The following is a 19,284-nucleotide window of genomic DNA, read 5'->3' on the forward strand; positions in this document are numbered from 1 at the left end:
TATAGGCGGTTCTCTGTGCTTGCTACCCAGTTACAAAACTGTTCCCACAAGGAAGCGCTTTCGCGTCTTTGTAATGTGGTTGTCATGGTTCTATGTATTGCTAATTAAACAACAGGAATGTTGCTTGTTTTGGTATGAATCAGGCTCCGTACTTGGTTGCCTGTAAATATATCTTTACACAACTTCAGCAAAAATTTCACATATTGCTAATTCTATTAAGTAATATTAAAGCAAGATATATATAAAAAAAAGTTATATTTAGAGAGAAAAATTCTGTCTGTAGGCAATATTCACAATAAATCCATAGCGATCGCAGCAACTGAAGTGAGCGCAGTCACTGCTTTGTCAAGCAGAATTGGTAGGCAAATAGTTGGTTCAAAGTAGTATAAATTTGAAAAATCCTCAGTGAGGAAATATTTAAATGTAATGAGGTATATTTCTAAAGGGGGATGAAAAAATTTAGATTTTAGCAGACCGAGCAAGGGACTTAAACAGTCGTAATTTTCGCGATCGCGCCTCCTAAAATAGAGGTAAAGACTCACTCCAGTCGAGGTTTAGATGCCTACTTCCAATTCCAACCTCAAAGAAACCGCAGGCGTAAAAGTATTATTTTTTTCAATTCCCAATAATTTTCTATTGCAGCTCGGTACTGGCTCTCTACTACTTGGGCTAGTTGGAGGTAAAGCTGTAGCTCAGGCAGTCACAGCTATTGGGCAAGCCAGTGAAGAAGTATTTCGTGGCGATCGCTTGCCAGTTTTGCCATTTCCCGAAACAGAGACGACATCAGAACCTAGTGACGCATAATTTGCATCGTGCCTAATTCGTCAGGATTTCGATTAAAGATAAAGATTGTCGCTTCGACAACGAATTAGGACAGCATTCAACTCTACAATTATTAATTGTTCCTGGCTCTACTCGAACAGACCCTATGACTTCGCTCCTCCACTCCCATGATGAAGCTTTGACTATCAGCACCTCTCCCTTTGATTTGTTCTTGAGGCAACGCCTGCAAACAGTAGAGGAGTTGTGGGAGTCTGTTCTGAAACAAGAATGCGGTCAAGAATTAGTGAATCTCTTGGCGCAATTACGCGATTTATGCTCGTCAGAAGGACAGGCGATCGACGAACAAATATCGGAAGTCGTTCAATTAATCTCTCAGTTAGAATTGAACGAAGCAATTCGCGCTGCGCGTGCCTTTGCACTCTATTTCCAGTTGATTAACATTGTCGAGCAGCACTACGAGCAACGCCAGCAGCTGAGTATCAGTCGCGCTTTGCATCAAAAAGCAGCTAAGCAGCTACATCAAACGCCACAACCCACTTCCACAATTAACGAACATCAAACAGCAGATGTAAATCGAGATCCTGGCGTAGAACTGTTAGAAAAAAACTGGCACGCTACCCAGCAGCAGCAAAAACAAGGAACTTTCCACACCTTGTTTCCCCATCTACGGCAGATGAACGTACCGCCGCAGCACATTCAACGGTTAATCGACCAGTTAGATGTCAGATTAGTCTTCACGGCGCACCCAACCGAGATCGTCCGCTCTACAATTCGGGATAAGCAAAGACGCTTAGCCAAGCTACTGCAACAGCTCGATCGGATTGAGGAAAGTACGGGCAGTATTGAAGGTGCCAATCCTTGGGAAGCAGAAGCCCTGCGGGAACAGCTCACAGAAGAAATTCGCCTCTGGTGGCGCACTGACGAGTTACATCAGTTTAAGCCAGCCGTGTTAGATGAGGTAGAGTACGCCCTGCACTACTTCAAAGAAGTTCTGTTCGAGCAAATTCCCCTACTGAATCACAGATTTAAACACGCTCTAGCAGCTGCCTTTCCCCGCTTGCGCCCGCCTAGTAATAACTTTTGCAAATTTGGTTCCTGGGTAGGATCGGATCGGGATGGCAACCCTTCAGTAACACCCCAGGTTACGTGGCAAACGGCTTGCTATCAGCGCCAGTTGGTGTTGGAAAAATACATTCATTCAGCCAAGCGACTGACGAACTTATTGAGTATATCGCTGCACTGGAGCGATGTCCTGCCAGATTTATTAGAATCTCTGGAGCAGGATCGGTTGCAGATGAACGAAGTGTATGAAGCACTTGCCCTGCGGTATCGTCAAGAACCGTATCGACTCAAGCTTGCCTACATTTTGAAGCGACTAGAAAATACATTCGAGCGTAACGCGCGCCTGTACAACAAGAATCTGCGCAAGCAAGAAATTCAAGAAGAGAACGTCACTACGGCAGTCTATAAATCTGGGCTTGACTTTCTCGCGGAATTACGACTAATTCAACGCAACTTGTCAGAAACAGGCTTAAACTGCCGAGAACTGGACAGTCTGATCTGCCAGGTGGAAATTTATGACTTTAACCTAGCTCACCTTGATATTCGCCAAGAATCTTCTCGCCACGCTCATGCTTTTAATGAAGTGTTGGAATATCTACAAATTCTGCCTCAGTCATATAACGAAATGTCAGAAGCAGAAAGAGTCAAGTGGTTGTCGGGAGAATTGCAGACTCGTCGTCCGTTGATTCCCGCCGAACTACCTTTTAGTGAAAAAACCAACGAAGCGATCGAAACTCTGCGCGTCGTACGTCTGTTACAGCAAGAGTTTGGCGTGCAGGTTTGCCAGACTTACATTATCAGCATGAGCCGCGATCTGAGCGATCTGTTAGAGGTGTTGTTGTTGGCTAAGGAAGCTGGACTCTACGATCCAGCAACAGGAATCGGCACGATCCAAGTTGTACCTCTATTTGAGACAGTAGAAGACTTGCAACGCGCCCCTAGCATCATGCAACAGCTATTCGAGCTGAAGTTTTATCGCGCTTTGTTAGCGGGAGGGTATAAGAGAGCTGGGGGAGCTGAGGGAGCTGGCAAAGACAAGGCAGACAAGGCAGACAAGGGGGACAAGACAGGCAATTCAAGTCACAAGTCGCAACTAATTCCGAATTCCGAATTCCGTTCACGCAGTGTAGCGTCAGCGTCTATTCCGAATTCCGAATTCTCTCCCCTCACTCCTCACTTACAAGAGGTGATGTTGGGTTACTCAGATAGCAACAAGGATTCTGGGTTTCTCAGCAGCAATTGGGAAATTCACAAAGCGCAAAAAGCACTCCAACAAGTTGCCGAACAGCATGGAGTCGATTTGAGAATTTTTCACGGACGCGGTGGCTCAGTAGGACGCGGTGGTGGTCCTGCATACGAGGCAATTTTGGCTCAACCCGGACATAGTATTAATGGCAGAATTAAGATTACCGAACAAGGTGAAGTTTTAGCCTCTAAGTACTCGCTGCCAGAGTTGGCGCTTTACAATTTGGAAACAATTTCGACTGCCGTGATTCAGGCTAGCTTGCTACGCACGGGATTTGATAATATTCAACCGTGGAATGAAATATTAGAAGAGCTAGCAGCGCGATCGCGGCAACATTATCGCGCCCTAATCTACGAGCAACCAGATTTTATCGACTTTTTCCACCAAGTGACTCCGATTGATGAGATCAGCCAGCTGCAAATCAGCTCTCGCCCCGCCCGACGACAAGGCGGAAAAAAAGATTTAAGTGGTTTGCGGGCAATTCCTTGGGTATTTAGTTGGACGCAAAGCCGTTTTCTCTTACCCGCTTGGTATGGTGTTGGCGCAGCTTTGCAGGAATTCTTAAACGAGGAACCCGAGCAACATCTCAAATTGCTACGTTATTTCTACATGAAGTGGCCCTTCTTCAAAATGGCAATTTCTAAAGTAGAGATGACACTGGCAAAAGTAGACATGCAAATCGCTCATCACTACGTCAAGGAGTTATCGAAACCCCAAGACTTAGAACGATTTGAGCGGCTATTCGAGCAAATTTTGCAAGAGTTTCACCTCACAACTGACTTAGTACTGAGTATTACAGGTCATAAACGCCTGCTCGATGGCGATCCAGTCCTACAGCAGTCCGTACAGTTGCGAAGCGCGACGATTGTACCGTTAGGATTTTTGCAGGTTTCATTGCTGAAGCGACTGCGGCAATACAGCAACCCGAGTACGACAGGTATCATCGATTCTCGTCATAGCAAAGGCGAATTATTGCGCGGTGCGTTGTTAACTATCAATGGAATCGCTGCTGGGATGAGAAATACTGGTTGATTGGTAGTGGGTAGTGGGTAGTTGGTAGTTGGCGATCGCATTTACAAATGACCAATGACAAAAGATCGATGACAAACAAAAAAAGAATGTTGGTTTGTACGTTTGTGGCATTGGGAGCGGGATGTTTTAGTGCGATCGCAGGTGGGCAAATTAGTGCATGGGTACACCAGCAAAACTGTCAACAGTTCCAGTGGGGAGGCAAGGAAATTTGTCAAGCTTGGGTGATACCGGGAGCGCTCTGGCAAGGTAGTACAACTGGATTTTGGGTTGGCGAAGTGGTAGGTGCGTTACTGGCTGGTTTAGCAACAGTGCAGCAGAGATCGAATGACTCCTAACTCTTGCAAGGGCGGGTTTTGGGCAAAGATTTCTTACCACAAACGCTGAATCTGTTGCTAAACCCGCCCCTACGACAACTGATAACTGATAACTGTTCACTGGTCGCTGGTTGCAGTAGGTGTTTGCAAGCTCTCCCAACTCTTCCACGTATTGGTATTTGTGTCAAAACAGCGCCAGTTCAACTGTTCTGCTTCTTGGTAGCAAATCAAGACGCGGTGGCTATATGGGTAGCTGCTACTGATGTAAGATACTACTTGTTGTAGAGGGGTTGTTTTGCGACTGAGCCGCCTAGCTACAGCCTGGTTGGGGCATTCAATTAGCATGGCTGAGTGTCCGTCAATGTAAGTCAGAGAAAAGACAGACATGCGCAAAATTGCCCGCAACCAACTTTCAGTATGGTCAAAATACTCGTCTACAATCCTGTTAGTAAATGCTCTTTGCAACGAACGGTCGTTGGAGTTGGGTTTGAGAGAGTCTGACATAGTGACGCTTGTGAGTGGCTGGCTTGAGGTTAGATCGAAAATGTTGAGAGTGACAAGTAGGCGATTCTCTTTGGGATAGCTTCGCTTCACGCACAACCGAGCAGATTTTTTCCATTTGTAACAGAAAAATTCCTGTCGATGCTTTTTGTTTTGATTTTGCCAATCTCTCTTGGTAGAATGCATCCGTAGATCTTCTCATATAGCCATGTCTGCGGAAACGTCACTAGATAACACTTTGGGAGCGGATGCTGTCGATCGCGCGATCGCGGATGGGATCGATTTGGACGGCTCCCCAATTCCTCCTGTCAAGTTGGAGCTTTACCATCAAGTCATGGCGCTAGAAGCTGGAAGACAGCGCAGTGGCGTGTCAAATACGATGCGATCGCGGATCGTGCGTATTGGTGCGAAGCACATCCCCCAAGCGGAACTCAACCAAATGTTACTCGACGCTGGTTTTGCTCCACTTAAGGATAAGGAAGTCGCTTTTTATTACGGGAATAAATAGAAGACAAGGGGGACAAGAAAGACAAGGGGGACAAGAAAGACAAGGAAAAATTAAAACTATTTTCTTCCCCTACTCCCTGCTCCCTGCTCCCTCAATTACCATTCATAGCCGCGCTCGACCCAATAGTACCAATCTTCGATCGCTTCTAACGTGTCGTCATCAACTTCCATTGGTACGACATCATATAAAGGTACGGCAAAAGTATCTTCCGTACCCTCTTCTTGATAAACAATTTCTACATACATATCGTCTTGGCATTCCTCTTCCGATGCCATTCCGATAACTTCGACTTCTTCACCTTCGATTTCTACTTCATCTTCCGAATCAATCGGACGCTCTTCTGAAATCCAAATGGCGTTGAAAGGAAATTTAACTTGGCGATCGAGATAGTAATACCAACCTAGTCGCCGTTCTTCTTCGTCATAAGCATCAACGACAACTTCCATTTCGATTCTTTCTTCTCTGCTTGCGTCGATTTCCAACTCGGACATGGGAAACCTCACCACAATGGGCTGAGTGTAAACATTACCAAGCACAAACATTTTAGATGCTAGCAATACTAGCTAGACAATGAGGTTAAAAATTTTAAAGCGCCAAGTGTAGAAATCACTGGCAAAAGATGAATTTAACTTTACCTTAAGTTGCGATCGCGTCAACAGTTTTGCAACTCATTTCAAAGAGGGCGATCGAATTAAAAATATTCGCCAGAACGATAACGTTAGGCTGCTGTACAACTGGGTATCGGTAAGAAGAGTTTATGTACTTTTATCCTGTTTTATAAGTCGTGGATAGATGATATCGGCAGTCAAGACAATTAATGCGTGAATTGGCAGGATAACTAATAGAAGTGTTGAAAACCGCGCCATAGCCATCACGCCTTCAACAATGGGAGACTGCGGAGCAAGCCAGTCGAAGGCTGATTCTAAGAAGTTTGCAACCTGTTCCTTTCCCTCTACACACAACCAGGGGCTGTGAGCAACTATTGCACGTTCAGGCTCCCAAGCACGAACGGTCTGAAGAGAATTACGCAAAGATGCTCTGTCAAAGATGTGCGCGAATTGCACGCCACGCGGTGTATGCTGATACATTTGGTTCCACCGAGTGGTAATGCGCGAAATAGATGAAAAGGTCGATGGATCGAAGTCCATGACCAGATCGGTAAAGACTATGATACGTGATGCTAGATGGAAAAAGACAATCTCATCAAACCATCCGTTCCCCGATCCAAAAATGCACTGCTCGATCTGACCAGCCCATTCAGGTTCAGGCGTATTTGTAGATAATGTTTTGTAAAAGGTTATGTCCTTGCGCTTTAGAGCTAGTCGCGGAGATGCATAAAGTTTGGCATCAGGATACGCTTGGCTCCAGTCTCCGAGGTACAAGTGGTGTAGGTGATTGGGTGAGACAAAGTATTTTACAATCCCAAGCAGATTGATATCAGTACGAATATCGGGATTGAGTTGAATTGGAGAAAGAATGAAAAGGCTATTGTCATTAAGGCGAATAACAACTGAACGATGCGTATAGGGATAGCGGGGCTGCATCGGAGGACGGAAGCAGACGCACTCCTTTGCCTCAATTGTCCAAATGTTAGAGGCAACTTGAATTAGACCACTTTTTGGTTTGTTAGGAACTAGGCGAAAGCTTTGTACCACGAAGTACCTCGGCTTAGATTCTATGTGAATTGGGATTGGCTACGGTATTGGCGGCTTCACCGATGATTCAGTTCTAGCGGACGCTCGACAAACTACCAACCCCAACTACCAGGAACGCCTTTAAATGGTCCGACAATATTGTTCGTAATCCAGCCGCCATAAAAGTTACCTGGCTGAGGCTGTACTTTTTCCGCATCGACATAGCAAGCATCCATGACATGGGCATAAAAAGCTACATAATCCTTAATTGTGGCAAAACTTGGCGTTGGGTCGGGATAAAACCAACCTACATTCTCAGCTTGTTTGTCGCCGACAACAATAGTGTAATATCCCGCTCGACCTTTCCATTCGCAAAAACTCGAATTGGGTGTTCTGACGAGGTACTCCATTTTAATATCGCTAGGAGGAATATAGTAAACCGGAGGATGGCTGGTTTCGAGTACGCGCTTGGCATGGCGAGTATTGGCAATTTCTACACCATTGAAAATAATTTGAATCTGCTTGTTGACATCCTCCAAGCGAGGAGGTCTAGGGTAATCCCAGACTGATTCTTGACCAGGAGCAGGTTGAATGCGTTGAGGATGCGCCATATGCTAATTTTTGTAGTTATCAATGTTTGAAAGTAGATATTGTTGCAAAGAGCCGATCCCCTAGCCCCCTTAACAAGGGGGAATCGCCCATAGTCCCCCTTAATAAGGGGGGTTTGGGGGATCTTCTGCGGCATAGTCATAAAGAATTGGTATAGCCTAAATCTTTGTGGGTGAAAGATTTAGCATTCGTCCCCGTGTAGGTAGCAGCGATGTGTCCGTCGCCTGTTAGCTGGTATTTGTATGTAACTAATCCTTCTAAACCAACAGGACCACGGGGTGGTAATTTGTGGGTGCTGATGCCAACTTCTGCACCAAAGCCGTAACGGAAGCCATCAGCAAAGCGAGTCGAACAGTTATGATAAACTCCTGCTGCATCGACTTGGGCTAAAAATGTTTTTGCCGTTGTCGGATCTTCAGTGACAATCGCCTCTGTATGGCGCGATCCATAAGTATTAATGTGGGCGATTGCTTCTTCTAGAGAATCTACCACCATTATTGACAAAATCAAATCGCTGTATTCCGTCGTCCAATCTGCCTCGGTTGCTGCGGCTACATCGATAATTTTGCGAGTGCGATCGTCTCCGCGCAATTCTACCTGACGTTCTTGTAACACACGGGCAACTAACGGTAGAAATTCAGGGGCAATGTATTGGTGTACTAATAGAGTTTCTATGGCATTGCAAGCAGCGGGATAATGGGTTTTGGCATCAACAGTAATCTCTACTGCTTTGGCAATATCAGCTGCTTTATCTATGTAAGCGTGACAGATCCCATCTGCATGACCTAAAACAGGAATGCGGGTATTTTCTTGTACGAAGCGCACGAAAGAGTTAGAACCCCTTGGAATAATCAGATCGACATATTCATCTAATCGTAACAGCGCTATTGTCTCTTCTCGCGTTGTCAGCAATTGGACTACGGCTGGATTAATTTCTGTTTGAGAAAGTCCGTGGTGGATCGCTTTGACGATCGCCTCGCAAGAACGCACGGCTTCCTTGCCACCTTTGAGGATGACACCATTTCCCGATTTGATTGCCAATAAAGAGATTTGAATTGCCGCATCGGGTCTAGCTTCAAAAATGACACCTAGTACTCCCAAAGGGCAAGTAATTCGCTGAAGAATTAACCCTGTATCTAATTCACGGTGAATCTGCACCGCACCCACGGGATCGGGTAATTTGCCTACATCTCGTACCCCCGCGATCGCATCTTTGAGTTTAGTTGCATCCAATTTGAGGCGATTGTAGAGTGGTTTGGCAATTCCTTCCGCTTCAGCCGCTTTGCAATCAGCCGCATTTGCTGCCAAAATTTCCTCAGCTTGGGCTTCTAACGATTGAGCGATCGCTTCAATTGCTCGATTTTTCGCTTCGGTAGATAAGACTGCGAGTTGACGCGCTGCATCGCGAGTAGAAAGAGCGATCGCGCTGAGGGAATGGGATTCGATCTGGGTGGCAGTCATGAATCGATCTCAAAGATATCCAGCCAAAGTGTAACAAAATCTGGGTGCTGTTTGATGTTGAAATAAATTGGTAATGGGTAATGGGTAATGGGTAATGGGTAATGCTAGACAAAATTACGGTGATTCAAGGTGATATTACTCAGTTGCAGGTGGATGCGATCGTCAATGCTGCTAATAATTCACTATTGGGTGGTGGTGGCGTAGATGGGGCAATTCATCGCGCGGCTGGCTCCCAGTTGTTAGCAGAATGTCGTCAGTTAAGGGGGTGTGCCACAGGTGCAGCTAAAATTACTCAAGGGTATAACTTACCAGCCAAATGGGTGATTCATACAGTCGGTCCGGTGTGGGAAGGTGGCGATCGCGGTGAGGACGAACTTTTAGCAAGTTGTTATCGCAGTAGCTTGACTTTAGCAGTGCAACATGGAATTAAAACCATTGCCTTTCCCGCTATTAGTACGGGCGTGTATCGCTTTCCTATCGATCGCGCCGCACAAATTGCTGTGAGCGAAGTTCAGGCTTTTTTGTCTACCAATGATTCGATCTCGCAAGTCATTCTTGTCTGTTTTAGTCAATCGACATGCGATCGCTTTCTTAAGGCGTTGCAACAAGTGGATAAAACATCGCTAGATTAGATCGGCGTATCTATTTTTATCGGGAGTCGGTAATCATTGTAGAGACGTTACATGTAACGTCTCTACAATGTGGTTTGTCCCCTTGTCTCCCTTGTCCTCTAAATAGGAGATAAATAATGTCAAAACTGCCCAGCAACAAGATCGATCCCGCGCCTATGACGGCGGATGTTAGCGTTGTGGATCTGATCGATAATTACTTCACGGCATATAACTCAGCAAGATTGCGGGAAATCTGCCAGTTGTTGAGTCGAGAAGTATTTCGCGAGGGTGTCACTGTAGGGTTGAGCCTATCGGGAGCAATGACCCCTGCTGGATACGGAGTTTCAGCCCTAGCGCCTCTAATTCGTCATGGTTTTATCGACTGGGCGATCAGTACTGGTGCTAATCTCTATCACGACATGCACTATGGGTTAGGTTTTGAACTGTATAAGGGTAATCCGTTTGTAGACGATGTGAAGTTGCGTCAGGAAGGCACGATTCGCATTTATGACATTATGTTCGGTTATGACGTGCTGCTGGAAACGGATGCTTTCATTCGTAAGATTCTTCAAGCGGAACCTTTCCAAAAACGCATGGGAACGGCAGAATTCCACTACTTGCTGGGTAAATACGTCCGTGAAGTTGAAAAGCAAGTTGGGGTAAAGCATTCTTGTTTACTGGCGACGGCTTATGAATGTGGCGTACCGATCTATACTTCTTCGCCTGGAGATAGTTCAATTGGCATGAACGTTGCAGCTTTGGCTTTGGAAGGCTCAAAATTAATTCTCGATCCGTCGCTGGATGTGAATGAGACAGCTGCGATCGCCTATTCTGCTAGAGAATCTGAAGGGAAAAGTGCGGCGTTAATCCTTGGTGGTGGTAGTCCCAAAAATTTCTTATTGCAAACCCAACCCCAACTTCACGAAGTACTAGGGTTGGAAGAACGGGGACACGATTACTTTATCCAGTTTACCGATGCGCGTCCCGATACTGGCGGTTTATCTGGAGCTACCCCCAGCGAAGCTGTCAGTTGGGGAAAAATCGATCCTGAAGAACTTCCCAGTACAGTTGTCTGTTATACCGACAGCACGATCGCCCTTCCCCTCGTTACCGCATACGTTCTCAACCAGTGTCCCCAGCGTCCCCTGAAACGCCTATACGATCGCCGCGAACAGATCCTAGAACAACTCCGCACCGATTACTTAGCTGCTAAAACTCAACCTACAGATAAGATTCCGGCTGCGGTGGCTGATGCTGCTACAGAACAACCGATTGCGACTTATCCCTGTGGAAGAGTAATTCCACAACATTCTTCGTGAAATTCAAAAGTAAGGTGGACGTTGCCCACCTTACTAAGAAATCTTATCTATCATCAGATAGATGAATTCAAAAAATAGTATTATTTAAGTATCAAATAATACCCCAGTCGCCAATTATTAAATCTTGTTCTTGTTACAAGATTGTCACTTTGATTGTTTAAGATACAAGGCGGCGCGGTTGAATAGTTTTATAGATTTCTCCATAAATCAGTTGCGATTAAATTTCATCCATGTTGCTATCAGTATTAGATGAATGTGAGAACTTTCTCATGCAAGCTTCATGCAAAACTTACAAAAATTCTTGAATATTTAGGTGTTGTTACTCTATCATTAAGATAAGTAAATACTGATGAATCTGCCTCTCAAAATCATCAAAAGAGTGGCTGGAAAGCTCATGGCTATGTTTTTTACTGCGTTGACTAACATCAAGCGCGATCGCTAGCTACTAGTCAAGGAAATATCCCGCTAACTTTCTAAAAGCGAACGGTAGCTTTGCGCTGCTTGTTAAAAGCTGTTTATTTTTGGTCAATTTGATAGTTAGTAGTAATGAAACAAACTTGAAAACAAAAAATCAAATTTTTTGATCGCTCAACTCTATTTTATTCGATTTTTTGTTAACTGTGTTACGAAAAATGGAGAAAAACGAGCCACGAGATCGGCTTTAAACAATAGGCACAAATGAAGTCAGTTATTAATTTTAGCCAATCAGATTAGAGGAACTGAAAAAGATTTAGGTAATTTCCGATCGCTGCTAGAAAGCGATCGATGCAATTCATAAATAGAGTCATAAATGGAGGAAAGCATGGAAATTCGGGAAGGCATCAAAAACAAACGCCCTTTCACTCGTGGCGTAACCAATGATTTTCTTGCCTCAATTGTCGTCTTTCTTGTCGCTCTGCCTTTGTGTATGGGGATCGCGATCGCCTCTGGAGTACCACCAGCAAGGGGCTTAATTACGGGCATTATCGGCGGGATAGTAGTCAATATTTTTTCCGGTTCACCCTTACAGGTAAGCGGACCCGCCGCTGGACTAGCAGTAGTCGTTGCCGAACTGATTCAAGAATACGGAATCGAAATGTTGGGTCCAGTGCTGCTATTAGCAGGTTTCATGCAATGGCTGGCGGGAGCATTCAAACTTGGGCAGATCTTTCGTGCCATGTCGCCAGCGGTGATTTATGGAATGTTAGCAGGAATTGGCGTGTTAATTTTTGCCTCTCAATTCCATGTTGCCATTGATGAAAAGCCTCATACCCACGGGTTAGATAATTTGCTTGCTATTCCCGCTTCAATTCAAAAAGCAGTCTTATCCCCTGCTGACAGCAACCATCATATTGCCGCACTTATTGCGATCGCCACCATTGTCATAATTATCTTGTGGGACAAGTTTAAACCCCAACGCCTGCGATTGTTACCAGGAGCATTAATTGGCGTAGTTTTAACCACGGCGATCGCCACTTCATTACGACTGCCAATCCAGTATGTCAACGTCCCTGGCAATTTATTAGAAGCAGTACAATTACCGCAACCTGCCGGATTATTTCGCTTGCTACACGCACCGCTAATTTTAGAAGCATTAGCGATCGCCTTTATTGCCAGTGCCGAAAGTTTACTCTCTGCTGTTGCCGTAGACCGCTTGCACTCAGGTGAGAGAACGGATTTTGATAAAGAACTTTCCGCGCAGGGAATTGGTAATATGATTTGCGGCGCGCTGGGGGCGTTACCGATGACAGGGGTAATTGCTCGCAGTTCGGTCAATGTTGAAGCAGGTGGAAAAACCAGATTATCGGCAATCCTCCACGGTATCTGGATACTAATCTTAGTTGTTGCTGCTCCTGGCTTGTTACGGATGATTCCCACCTCTAGCTTAGCGGCGATTCTATTGGTGACAGGTATCAAGCTGATCGAGATCGAACACATCCGCAAGTTGCAATTTTACGGGAAAGCTCCCCTCGTCATTTTCTTCGCTACCTTTGTCGGCATTGTTGTCACAGATTTACTCTCAGGCGTATTGATTGGCATCGTCTTAACAGCAATGACACTGCTGTACAAAATGTCTCGCTTAAATATCCATATGCAACGAGACAACAACCAACCTCGAATCGATATCTACTTAGAGGGAGCAGCAACATTTATTCGGTTGCCCAAACTAGCAGCAGCTTTAGAACAGTTGCCACCTCAAAAAGAACTACACGTTCACTTAGACAAGCTAGCTTACATCGACCACTCCAGCATGGACTTGATCTCGATGTGGGCAAAGCAACAAGAGCAAATGGGAAGTCAGGTAGTTATGCAGTGGAACGGTTTAGAAGATCGCTTCCGCAGACCGTTCTTACCTGGGCGGGCGATCGCTGCTTGATGTGGTGGTGCGTGTTTTACTTGCGAATGCGCGACTTGTGATTTGAGACTTGATTGTGTCCCTCTGCTCTCTTCCCCGATTCCCGATTTCTGACTCCCGATTTACAACGACAAGTAGAAGCTTATGAATTTGATTTTTCTGATTCCATTAGCAACTTGTTTTTTAACTGGCTGTCTTTGCCAAAAATGCCCAGGTGAAATAGCATATCTTACCGCTGTCATTGCAGTTATTAGTTTGATTTTGAGCCTGATTTTAGCTCCTTGGCAGCTTCAGCTATTGATAATCCTGTTTGTTTTTAGCAGTACTAGAAAGCTGTTGCAGCAAAATGAGTCTAGACTGCGATTGATGGATCGACAAAAGCAAGGCGATCGCCATTCGTAGTAACTTGGGCGCTGCTCAGCCGAGGAGATCGGAGTTTTAGAGGCGCTGTCTTGACCGCAAATATATACTGGACTCATCCGTTAGGTAGAGCTTTGAGAAAAATAACTCGCACCATTGGCTAGAGGAAAGAATCTGCTTGGCTTTTTACTATAGTTGGGTGGTTGAGAAAAATTGTGAATAGTTTGACAAATAGAGAGTAGAGAGCGCACGAGCAGTAATATCTACTTCAAGTAGCGATCGCCCAATTGCATTATGTAGAGGGAAGCCAGGAGTAACACATGACAGCCTCAAATGAAAAGCGTAAAATTCGCTATGCAGTAGTCGGCTTGGGGTGGATTTCCCAAGTCGCAGTACTACCAGCCTTTGCCAATGCTGAAAATGCTGAATTAGTGGCTCTGGTTTCCGACGATTCAACCAAGCGAGAAGATTTAGGCAAAAAATATAAGGTGCAAAAGACTTATTCTTATGCAGAGTACGATCGCTGTCTTGAGAGTGGTGAGGTTGATGCTGTCTATATTGGCTTACCCAACCACCTGCATCGAGAATACACCGTACGAGCCGCACAAGCTGGGGTACACGTACTCTGCGAAAAACCAATGGCAGTTACGGCGCAAGACTGCGAAGCGATGATTGCAGCTTGCCAAGATAATAATGTCAAACTGATGATTGCTTATCGCTTGCATTTCGAGCCTGCAAATATGCAAGCAGTAGAAATTGTGAAATCAGGAGAAATTGGCGATCCACGGTTTTTTAGTTCGGTGTTTGCTCAGCAGGTAGAAGCGGCGAACGTCCGCGTCAAGAAAGCATTGGGTGGCGGCGTTCTAGACGATATGGGCATTTACTGCATCAATGCCGCTCGTTATCTATTTCAAGATGAGCCAGTTGAAGTATTCGCTGTCAGTGCTAGCAAGCCAGAATCGCGCTTTCAGGAAGTAGCAGAAATGTACAGTGTCATTCTGCGGTTTCCCGAAGATCGGTTAGCGACGTTTACTTGTAGCTTCGGTGCTGCTCCCGTAGGAAGCTATCAAATCGTTGGTACAAAAGGAGATTTGAGGCTAGATCCCGGTTATGATTTTCAAGGAGCGCTGACGCATTACTTAACAGTCGATGGCAAAACTCAAGAACGAACTTTTCCACCTACCGATCAGTTTGCCGCAGAATTAATTTACTTTGCTGATTGCATACTACAAAACAAAGATCCAGAACCATCAGGGATTGAGGGTTTAAACGATATTCGCATTATCCGCGCCCTCGATCGCGCTATTGAAACTGGTAGCCCTGTAAAGCTAGGCAGGCTAGAAAAGCAACAACACCCCTCAGCCGCTCAAATTATCGAGCGTCCGCCGATTCAACAGCCAGAGTTAATTCACGCTGCCGATCCTTCAGGAAAGTCTTAACGATTAGTTATCGTGTCACGAATACTGAATCCGATGCAAGCAAAGGTGATTTTTTGTCCCCTTCTACTAGCTTTTTAGAATTAAATGCAATATTTTATACTGACAAGTCAAACTACTTGGAAAGCTGAAAACCGTGGTTGTACAAAGCTTTGAAAACTGAAATGACTGAGCGAAATCGGGCGCTTTTAGCAACAATATGATACTCGTGCAATGCGAACAGAAGACTGAAGCCCGAAAAGATAGTGCTATATGCGTTCCCAGTCGATTCCAACCACTGAAATAGAGTAGCGGTCGCGTATGATAAAAGTCATCTTTCCGCAAATATCACTAAGCCCCTAATAATATCATAAATAAGAGCATAGTTGGTTTACAGCGCAAACAGCACGTATATAGCTGAGAAAAGACGTCTATGCTCAAGAAGCATAATTTCAATTATTAATAAAAAATAGTTTTGTTTCGAGTAGTAAAAATTGCTACTTAAATCTTCTTCAACTACGCACACACTTTTTTTAAACTTCCTTTTCTTCAGAATTCTATTACAAATTATCAGAAAAGCTTGGCAAATATTTAAGCATTATTCTGGAAAGTAGCCAACTCTGCCTGTAGTGATTGAGTAGAGTAGCCTTTACATCATATTTTGTCATGCAGTTAGCCAATCGCGTTGCAATTCCACTGCGGACTCAGACTTTACCTGAACAAACCCCCGAGCAACAAAGCATAATAGTATTTCACTCTACAGGCTCTTCAAATTCACAATTATCACGCCCTCACTCTCATACATTTTTTGAACTTTTTTTTGTTGAAGAGGGTGAAGGTTGGTATTCAATAGGCGATCGCCCTATTTGGGCTAAACCTGGCGATCTATTTTTACTCGCTCCCGGTGAGGTTCACGATCCGAGTGGACTCGATGATGCAACTAAGTGGGTTGTTGGTTTCAGTGCCGAAGCTCTTAACCCTGCCCGTGCTGAAGCCGATATGCTCTTAATGTTACCCGATCGCCTGCTAAACTCATTTGTTCAAACTGAAAATGCCCGAACCAAACACTATTACGTTCCAACTGAGATTCGATCGCGCTGGTTAATTCTACTGGGACAACTCAAAAGCGAACTTTGCGATCGGGGATTTGGTTTTACCGAAGCAACTCGCGCTCTATTAATTCTATTACTGATAGAAACTGCTAGACTTGCTGCATCTGAACTACCTGAATCAAAAAAATCTTCGCCTCAAACTCGCCCAATAGTAAAACAAGTTTTGTGCTTTATTGATGCTAATTATTGCAATTCCATTGGACTGCAAGAAGTGGCTAAAGAGGTTAACCTTTCTCCTGCTTATCTAACTGACATGATTCGCCGAGAAACTGGCAAAACTGTACTAAGTTGGATTGTCGAACGTCGCATGACAGAAGCTCGTCGCTTGCTTTTAGAAACCGATCTGGCTGTAATTCAAATTGCCGAAGCAGTTGGCTATTGTGATGCGGGTTATTTCATTCGCCTATTTCGACGACTGAACGGCACAACCCCCCAGGCATGGCGAGTTATGTATCGCGGCTAGCATAAAAGTTAAAAATCAAAAGTTAAAAGTCACAAGTAGGGTGGGCAATGCTCACCCTACTAATTTTTTCAATAATTTAATTTAATAACTTGAATGTAAAGATTTTTTTCATTGGCATAAATTCAGTCAATTTGATTGAGGGTCACTACGGACATAAAGCATTATGGTTACAAATTTATTCGTGAGAAACAAGACAAAAAAAATAACCAATCGCACAAAAAAAATGTCCATTGATGTTCGAGTTTATCTTGCATAAACTAATAAATATAGAACAGATAGAGCTGGGGCGGTCGACCAATGTAATGCAGTCAAACGAACAAGACTTTAAAACATAGTTCTACTTAACAACTTCTTCAGTTAATGCTCTAATTTGAAAAAAATTGATGATTTTGCAAATAGTAGTTTGTGATTTCTGCATTGCACCGATCGCCAAGTTGAAAGATCGATACATTTTTGAAGGTTGAAATGGTGCAATCAGCCCTAATTCGAGGAAAAAAACAATGAGACAGTTTACAATTAGTACGACCCTAATGGGTAATGTGACTGAGATCAGAGAGCAAGAAGCTGCTTTTCATATTAAATGCCGTAGTGGTGACGAACTCGTCGTCAATGTGGGTAGAGAAACCCAATTTCAGTTCGTACAAAATTTAGATGGAATTAACCGCGATCGCTATCCAACTCCAGAAGGTTTCGAGAGAAATCCGTCACAGTTAGTCAAAAAATATATTCAACGCGATCGCTTAGTTGCCGTCCAAGGAGTTTATCTTGAAGACGATCCCAATCGCCGCCTCGATGCGCGAATTATTAATATCTTACATGCTCCTGACGGCAAATTCCTATTCGAGCAAACGCATTGGTGGTTAGTTCAAATTGCTCGTTTAGCTGATACTTGGTTAGGTTTCTTATTTCCAAATAAGATGACTTATGAAATTGATGATTTCAAACTGTATCAGACTAACTTAAATATTATCGGTTTGCGTACTGATGATAACTTGCAAGAAAGTTCGACGCTATCGCGATTGATCTACGGTCTATCTTCTGCTTACTTACTTACTGGATGCGAAAGCTATTTATCTGCGGCGCGTGCGGGAGTCCAGTATCAAAGAGAAACTTTTCGCGGCTTAACTAGCGATGGCAAACATTGTTTTTGGGCATCTGGTAAGCGTAAGACAGATTACAGCTATCAACTGTATATGACATCGCAAAATAGTGACGATCTCAACACAATTCCGCTCTACGAACAAATATATGCCTTAGCTGGATTAGCTCAATACTATCGAATTACCCTCGATTGGGAAGTACTAGATGATATTCAGCGAACAATTCGCACCTTTAACGATTACTATCTAGACCTTGAATCGAAGTATGGGGAGAATGCTTTTGGAGATTACTTCTCACACCTCGATTATGCAACCCTAAGTTGGGATAATGAGGCGTTAGGCGACAATCAAGCGAGGAAAAATTGGAATTCTATTGGAGACCATATTCCAGCTTATTTGGTTAATCTGATCTTAGCTCTTGAGCCATTGCCAAGAACTTGTGGCAACTTTGAAGAACTTCAGAAGTTTTTAAATATCTGCAAAAAGATTCTTCACACGACCAGCACGATTATCATCGAGCAGTTTCCCGATCCAGATTCGAGCATACCATTTGTGAACGAGAGGTTTTTCCGCAACTGGCAACCAGATCAATCTTGGCGCTGGCAGCAAAATCGTGCCGTGATCGGACACAACTTAAAGATTGCTTGGAACCTGACTCGCGTTGCCAATTACTACTACTTTACGGCTGATAAATCCATAGCTGATAACCCGGAAGCAGCAGAGCCAACAAAACAGTTTGCCGATAAGTTGATGAAGCTTGCAGATAAATTAGGTTCGACAATGGCTGAGATTGGTGTCGATCTATTCCGAGGCGGAATTTTTGATACTGTAGAGCGCCGTCCCAGCAATGGATTTCCATTAGAATTCCCTTGGAGCAACACGAAAGACTTTTGGCAACAAGAACAGGCTCTCCTAGCCTACTTAATTCTGCATGGTTGCAGTAATGAAGATGAGACGCAAAAGCAAAAGTATTTAGAACTTGCTCAAGAGACAGCCGCTTTCTGGAATTTATTCTTCCTCGATCAAGACAGCAAAGGGATCTTTTTCCGAGTCACCGAAAGCGGAATGCCCATAATTCAAGGTGGTTATGGGAATAAAGGCGGACACGCGATCTCCGGCTATCATGCCTTCGAGCTAAATTATTTAGCTCACATCTATATGAGTTCTTACGTCACGAAACAACCTTTCTGCCTTTACTTCAAACCGAATAAAAATTGTCGGCAGCGATCGATTAATGTCTTGCCTGATTTCGTCAAACCTCATAGCTTGCAAGTTAGCCGCATCAGCATTGATGGTAGCGATCGCGATGATATCGATCCCGATAACTTCCGAATTAATCTGAGCGAAAAAGAATTTCAACTCGGTTCGGAAGCAGAGATTATCGTACAACTGAAGCCTTTAAGCGCGTAGGAGCAAACA

Annotated in this window: 16 protein-coding genes; 11 read left to right on the plus strand and 5 right to left on the minus strand. The window is 44.3% G+C overall.

All coding sequences use genetic code 11. The annotated features are described in order from the left end of the window. Positions 1-558: 558 nt before the first annotated feature. From H6G17_RS06970 to H6G17_RS06980, 3 genes are all read left to right on the plus strand, one after another. On the plus strand, positions 559-804 hold the full coding sequence (locus H6G17_RS06970) for a hypothetical protein (RefSeq protein ID WP_015153218.1): 246 nt from the start codon (positions 559-561) through the stop codon (positions 802-804). 124 nt (positions 805-928) lie between these two features. Next, entirely contained in the window at positions 929-4,123 is a 3,195-nt protein-coding gene (locus H6G17_RS06975; protein WP_192155523.1) for a phosphoenolpyruvate carboxylase, read from the plus strand. 68 nt (positions 4,124-4,191) lie between these two features. Beyond that, positions 4,192-4,458, plus strand: coding sequence for a hypothetical protein (locus H6G17_RS06980; protein WP_242038285.1), 267 nt, complete (start codon positions 4,192-4,194; stop codon positions 4,456-4,458). A 96-nt stretch (positions 4,459-4,554) separates the two neighbouring features. Here the strand turns inward: H6G17_RS06980 and H6G17_RS06985 are convergent, their stop codons facing one another. Continuing rightward, positions 4,555-5,124, minus strand: a complete 570-nt coding sequence (locus H6G17_RS06985) for a hypothetical protein (protein WP_242038286.1) — start codon at positions 5,122-5,124, stop codon at positions 4,555-4,557. A gap of 22 nt (positions 5,125-5,146) precedes the next feature. On the opposite strand from H6G17_RS06985, the gene H6G17_RS06990 reads away from it, so the two are divergent. Further along, the gene (locus tag H6G17_RS06990; RefSeq protein ID WP_192155525.1) at positions 5,147-5,446 is read left to right on the plus strand and encodes a DUF4090 family protein; all 300 of its coding nucleotides are present in this window, start codon (positions 5,147-5,149) and stop codon (positions 5,444-5,446) included. Positions 5,447-5,541: 95 nt separating this feature from the next. On the opposite strand, the gene H6G17_RS06995 is transcribed toward H6G17_RS06990, so the two are convergent. The 4 genes from H6G17_RS06995 to H6G17_RS07010 form a co-directional block, all read right to left on the minus strand. Next, positions 5,542-5,937 carry a calcium-binding protein gene (locus H6G17_RS06995; RefSeq protein WP_192155527.1) on the minus strand — a complete coding sequence of 132 codons (396 nt, stop codon included), beginning with the start codon at positions 5,935-5,937 and terminating at the stop codon, positions 5,542-5,544. A 264-nt stretch (positions 5,938-6,201) separates the two neighbouring features. After that, complete coding sequence (locus tag H6G17_RS07000; RefSeq protein ID WP_192155529.1) at positions 6,202-7,101, minus strand: DUF4336 domain-containing protein; 900 nt, start codon at positions 7,099-7,101, stop codon at positions 6,202-6,204. A gap of 92 nt (positions 7,102-7,193) precedes the next feature. Beyond that, positions 7,194-7,691 carry a DUF427 domain-containing protein gene (locus H6G17_RS07005; RefSeq protein ID WP_192155531.1) on the minus strand — a complete coding sequence of 166 codons (498 nt, stop codon included), beginning with the start codon at positions 7,689-7,691 and terminating at the stop codon, positions 7,194-7,196. Between the two features lie 136 nt (positions 7,692-7,827). Beyond that, on the minus strand, positions 7,828-9,150 hold the full coding sequence (locus H6G17_RS07010) for a glutamate-5-semialdehyde dehydrogenase (RefSeq protein ID WP_192155533.1): 1,323 nt from the start codon (positions 9,148-9,150) through the stop codon (positions 7,828-7,830). Positions 9,151-9,251: 101 nt separating this feature from the next. Here H6G17_RS07010 and H6G17_RS07015 point away from each other — a divergent pair, with 101 nt between their 5' ends. The 7 genes from H6G17_RS07015 to H6G17_RS07045 all read left to right on the plus strand — a co-directional run bounded on the left by H6G17_RS07015 (position 9,252) and on the right by H6G17_RS07045 (position 19,275). Further along, entirely contained in the window at positions 9,252-9,782 is a 531-nt protein-coding gene (locus tag H6G17_RS07015) for an O-acetyl-ADP-ribose deacetylase (protein WP_192155535.1), read from the plus strand. 116 nt (positions 9,783-9,898) lie between these two features. Beyond that, positions 9,899-11,080 (plus strand): deoxyhypusine synthase, encoded by a 1,182-nt coding sequence (gene speY, locus H6G17_RS07020; protein WP_192155537.1) that lies wholly within the window; start codon positions 9,899-9,901, stop codon positions 11,078-11,080. Positions 11,081-11,882: 802 nt separating this feature from the next. After that, entirely contained in the window at positions 11,883-13,436 is a 1,554-nt protein-coding gene (locus tag H6G17_RS07025; RefSeq protein WP_192155539.1) for a SulP family inorganic anion transporter, read from the plus strand. Between the two features lie 123 nt (positions 13,437-13,559). Further along, positions 13,560-13,817, plus strand: a complete 258-nt coding sequence (locus tag H6G17_RS07030) for a hypothetical protein (RefSeq protein WP_192155541.1) — start codon at positions 13,560-13,562, stop codon at positions 13,815-13,817. A 278-nt stretch (positions 13,818-14,095) separates the two neighbouring features. Beyond that, entirely contained in the window at positions 14,096-15,214 is a 1,119-nt protein-coding gene (locus tag H6G17_RS07035) for a Gfo/Idh/MocA family oxidoreductase (protein ID WP_192155543.1), read from the plus strand. A gap of 642 nt (positions 15,215-15,856) precedes the next feature. Continuing rightward, complete coding sequence (locus tag H6G17_RS07040) at positions 15,857-16,765, plus strand: helix-turn-helix domain-containing protein (protein WP_192155545.1); 909 nt, start codon at positions 15,857-15,859, stop codon at positions 16,763-16,765. Positions 16,766-17,265: 500 nt separating this feature from the next. Beyond that, the gene (locus H6G17_RS07045; protein ID WP_192155547.1) at positions 17,266-19,275 is read left to right on the plus strand and encodes an N-acyl-D-glucosamine 2-epimerase; all 2,010 of its coding nucleotides are present in this window, start codon (positions 17,266-17,268) and stop codon (positions 19,273-19,275) included. Positions 19,276-19,284 lie beyond the last annotated feature (9 nt).

The sequence above is a fragment of the Chroococcidiopsis sp. [FACHB-1243] genome (assembly GCF_014696895.1).
In the GTDB taxonomy this organism is placed as follows: Bacteria; Cyanobacteriota; Cyanobacteriia; order Cyanobacteriales; family Chroococcidiopsidaceae; genus Chroococcidiopsis.

Excerpts from the sequence above, each read along its gene's own strand:
- H6G17_RS06970 (WP_015153218.1), top strand. The coding sequence starts at position 559 with ATGCCTACTTCCAATTCCAACCTCAAAGAAACCGCAGGCGTAAAAGTA.
- H6G17_RS06975 (WP_192155523.1), top strand. The coding sequence starts at position 929 with ATGACTTCGCTCCTCCACTCCCATGATGAAGCTTTGACTATCAGCACC.
- H6G17_RS06980 (WP_242038285.1), top strand. The coding sequence starts at position 4,192 with ATGACAAACAAAAAAAGAATGTTGGTTTGTACGTTTGTGGCATTGGGA.
- H6G17_RS06985 (WP_242038286.1), bottom strand. The coding sequence starts at position 5,124 with ATGCATTCTACCAAGAGAGATTGGCAAAATCAAAACAAAAAGCATCGA.
- H6G17_RS06990 (WP_192155525.1), top strand. The coding sequence starts at position 5,147 with ATGTCTGCGGAAACGTCACTAGATAACACTTTGGGAGCGGATGCTGTC.
- H6G17_RS06995 (WP_192155527.1), bottom strand. The coding sequence starts at position 5,937 with ATGTCCGAGTTGGAAATCGACGCAAGCAGAGAAGAAAGAATCGAAATG.
- H6G17_RS07005 (WP_192155531.1), bottom strand. The coding sequence starts at position 7,691 with ATGGCGCATCCTCAACGCATTCAACCTGCTCCTGGTCAAGAATCAGTC.
- H6G17_RS07010 (WP_192155533.1), bottom strand. The coding sequence starts at position 9,150 with ATGACTGCCACCCAGATCGAATCCCATTCCCTCAGCGCGATCGCTCTT.
- H6G17_RS07015 (WP_192155535.1), top strand. The coding sequence starts at position 9,252 with ATGCTAGACAAAATTACGGTGATTCAAGGTGATATTACTCAGTTGCAG.
- speY (WP_192155537.1), top strand. The coding sequence starts at position 9,899 with ATGTCAAAACTGCCCAGCAACAAGATCGATCCCGCGCCTATGACGGCG.
- H6G17_RS07025 (WP_192155539.1), top strand. The coding sequence starts at position 11,883 with ATGGAAATTCGGGAAGGCATCAAAAACAAACGCCCTTTCACTCGTGGC.
- H6G17_RS07030 (WP_192155541.1), top strand. The coding sequence starts at position 13,560 with ATGAATTTGATTTTTCTGATTCCATTAGCAACTTGTTTTTTAACTGGC.
- H6G17_RS07035 (WP_192155543.1), top strand. The coding sequence starts at position 14,096 with ATGACAGCCTCAAATGAAAAGCGTAAAATTCGCTATGCAGTAGTCGGC.
- H6G17_RS07040 (WP_192155545.1), top strand. The coding sequence starts at position 15,857 with ATGCAGTTAGCCAATCGCGTTGCAATTCCACTGCGGACTCAGACTTTA.
- H6G17_RS07045 (WP_192155547.1), top strand. The coding sequence starts at position 17,266 with ATGAGACAGTTTACAATTAGTACGACCCTAATGGGTAATGTGACTGAG.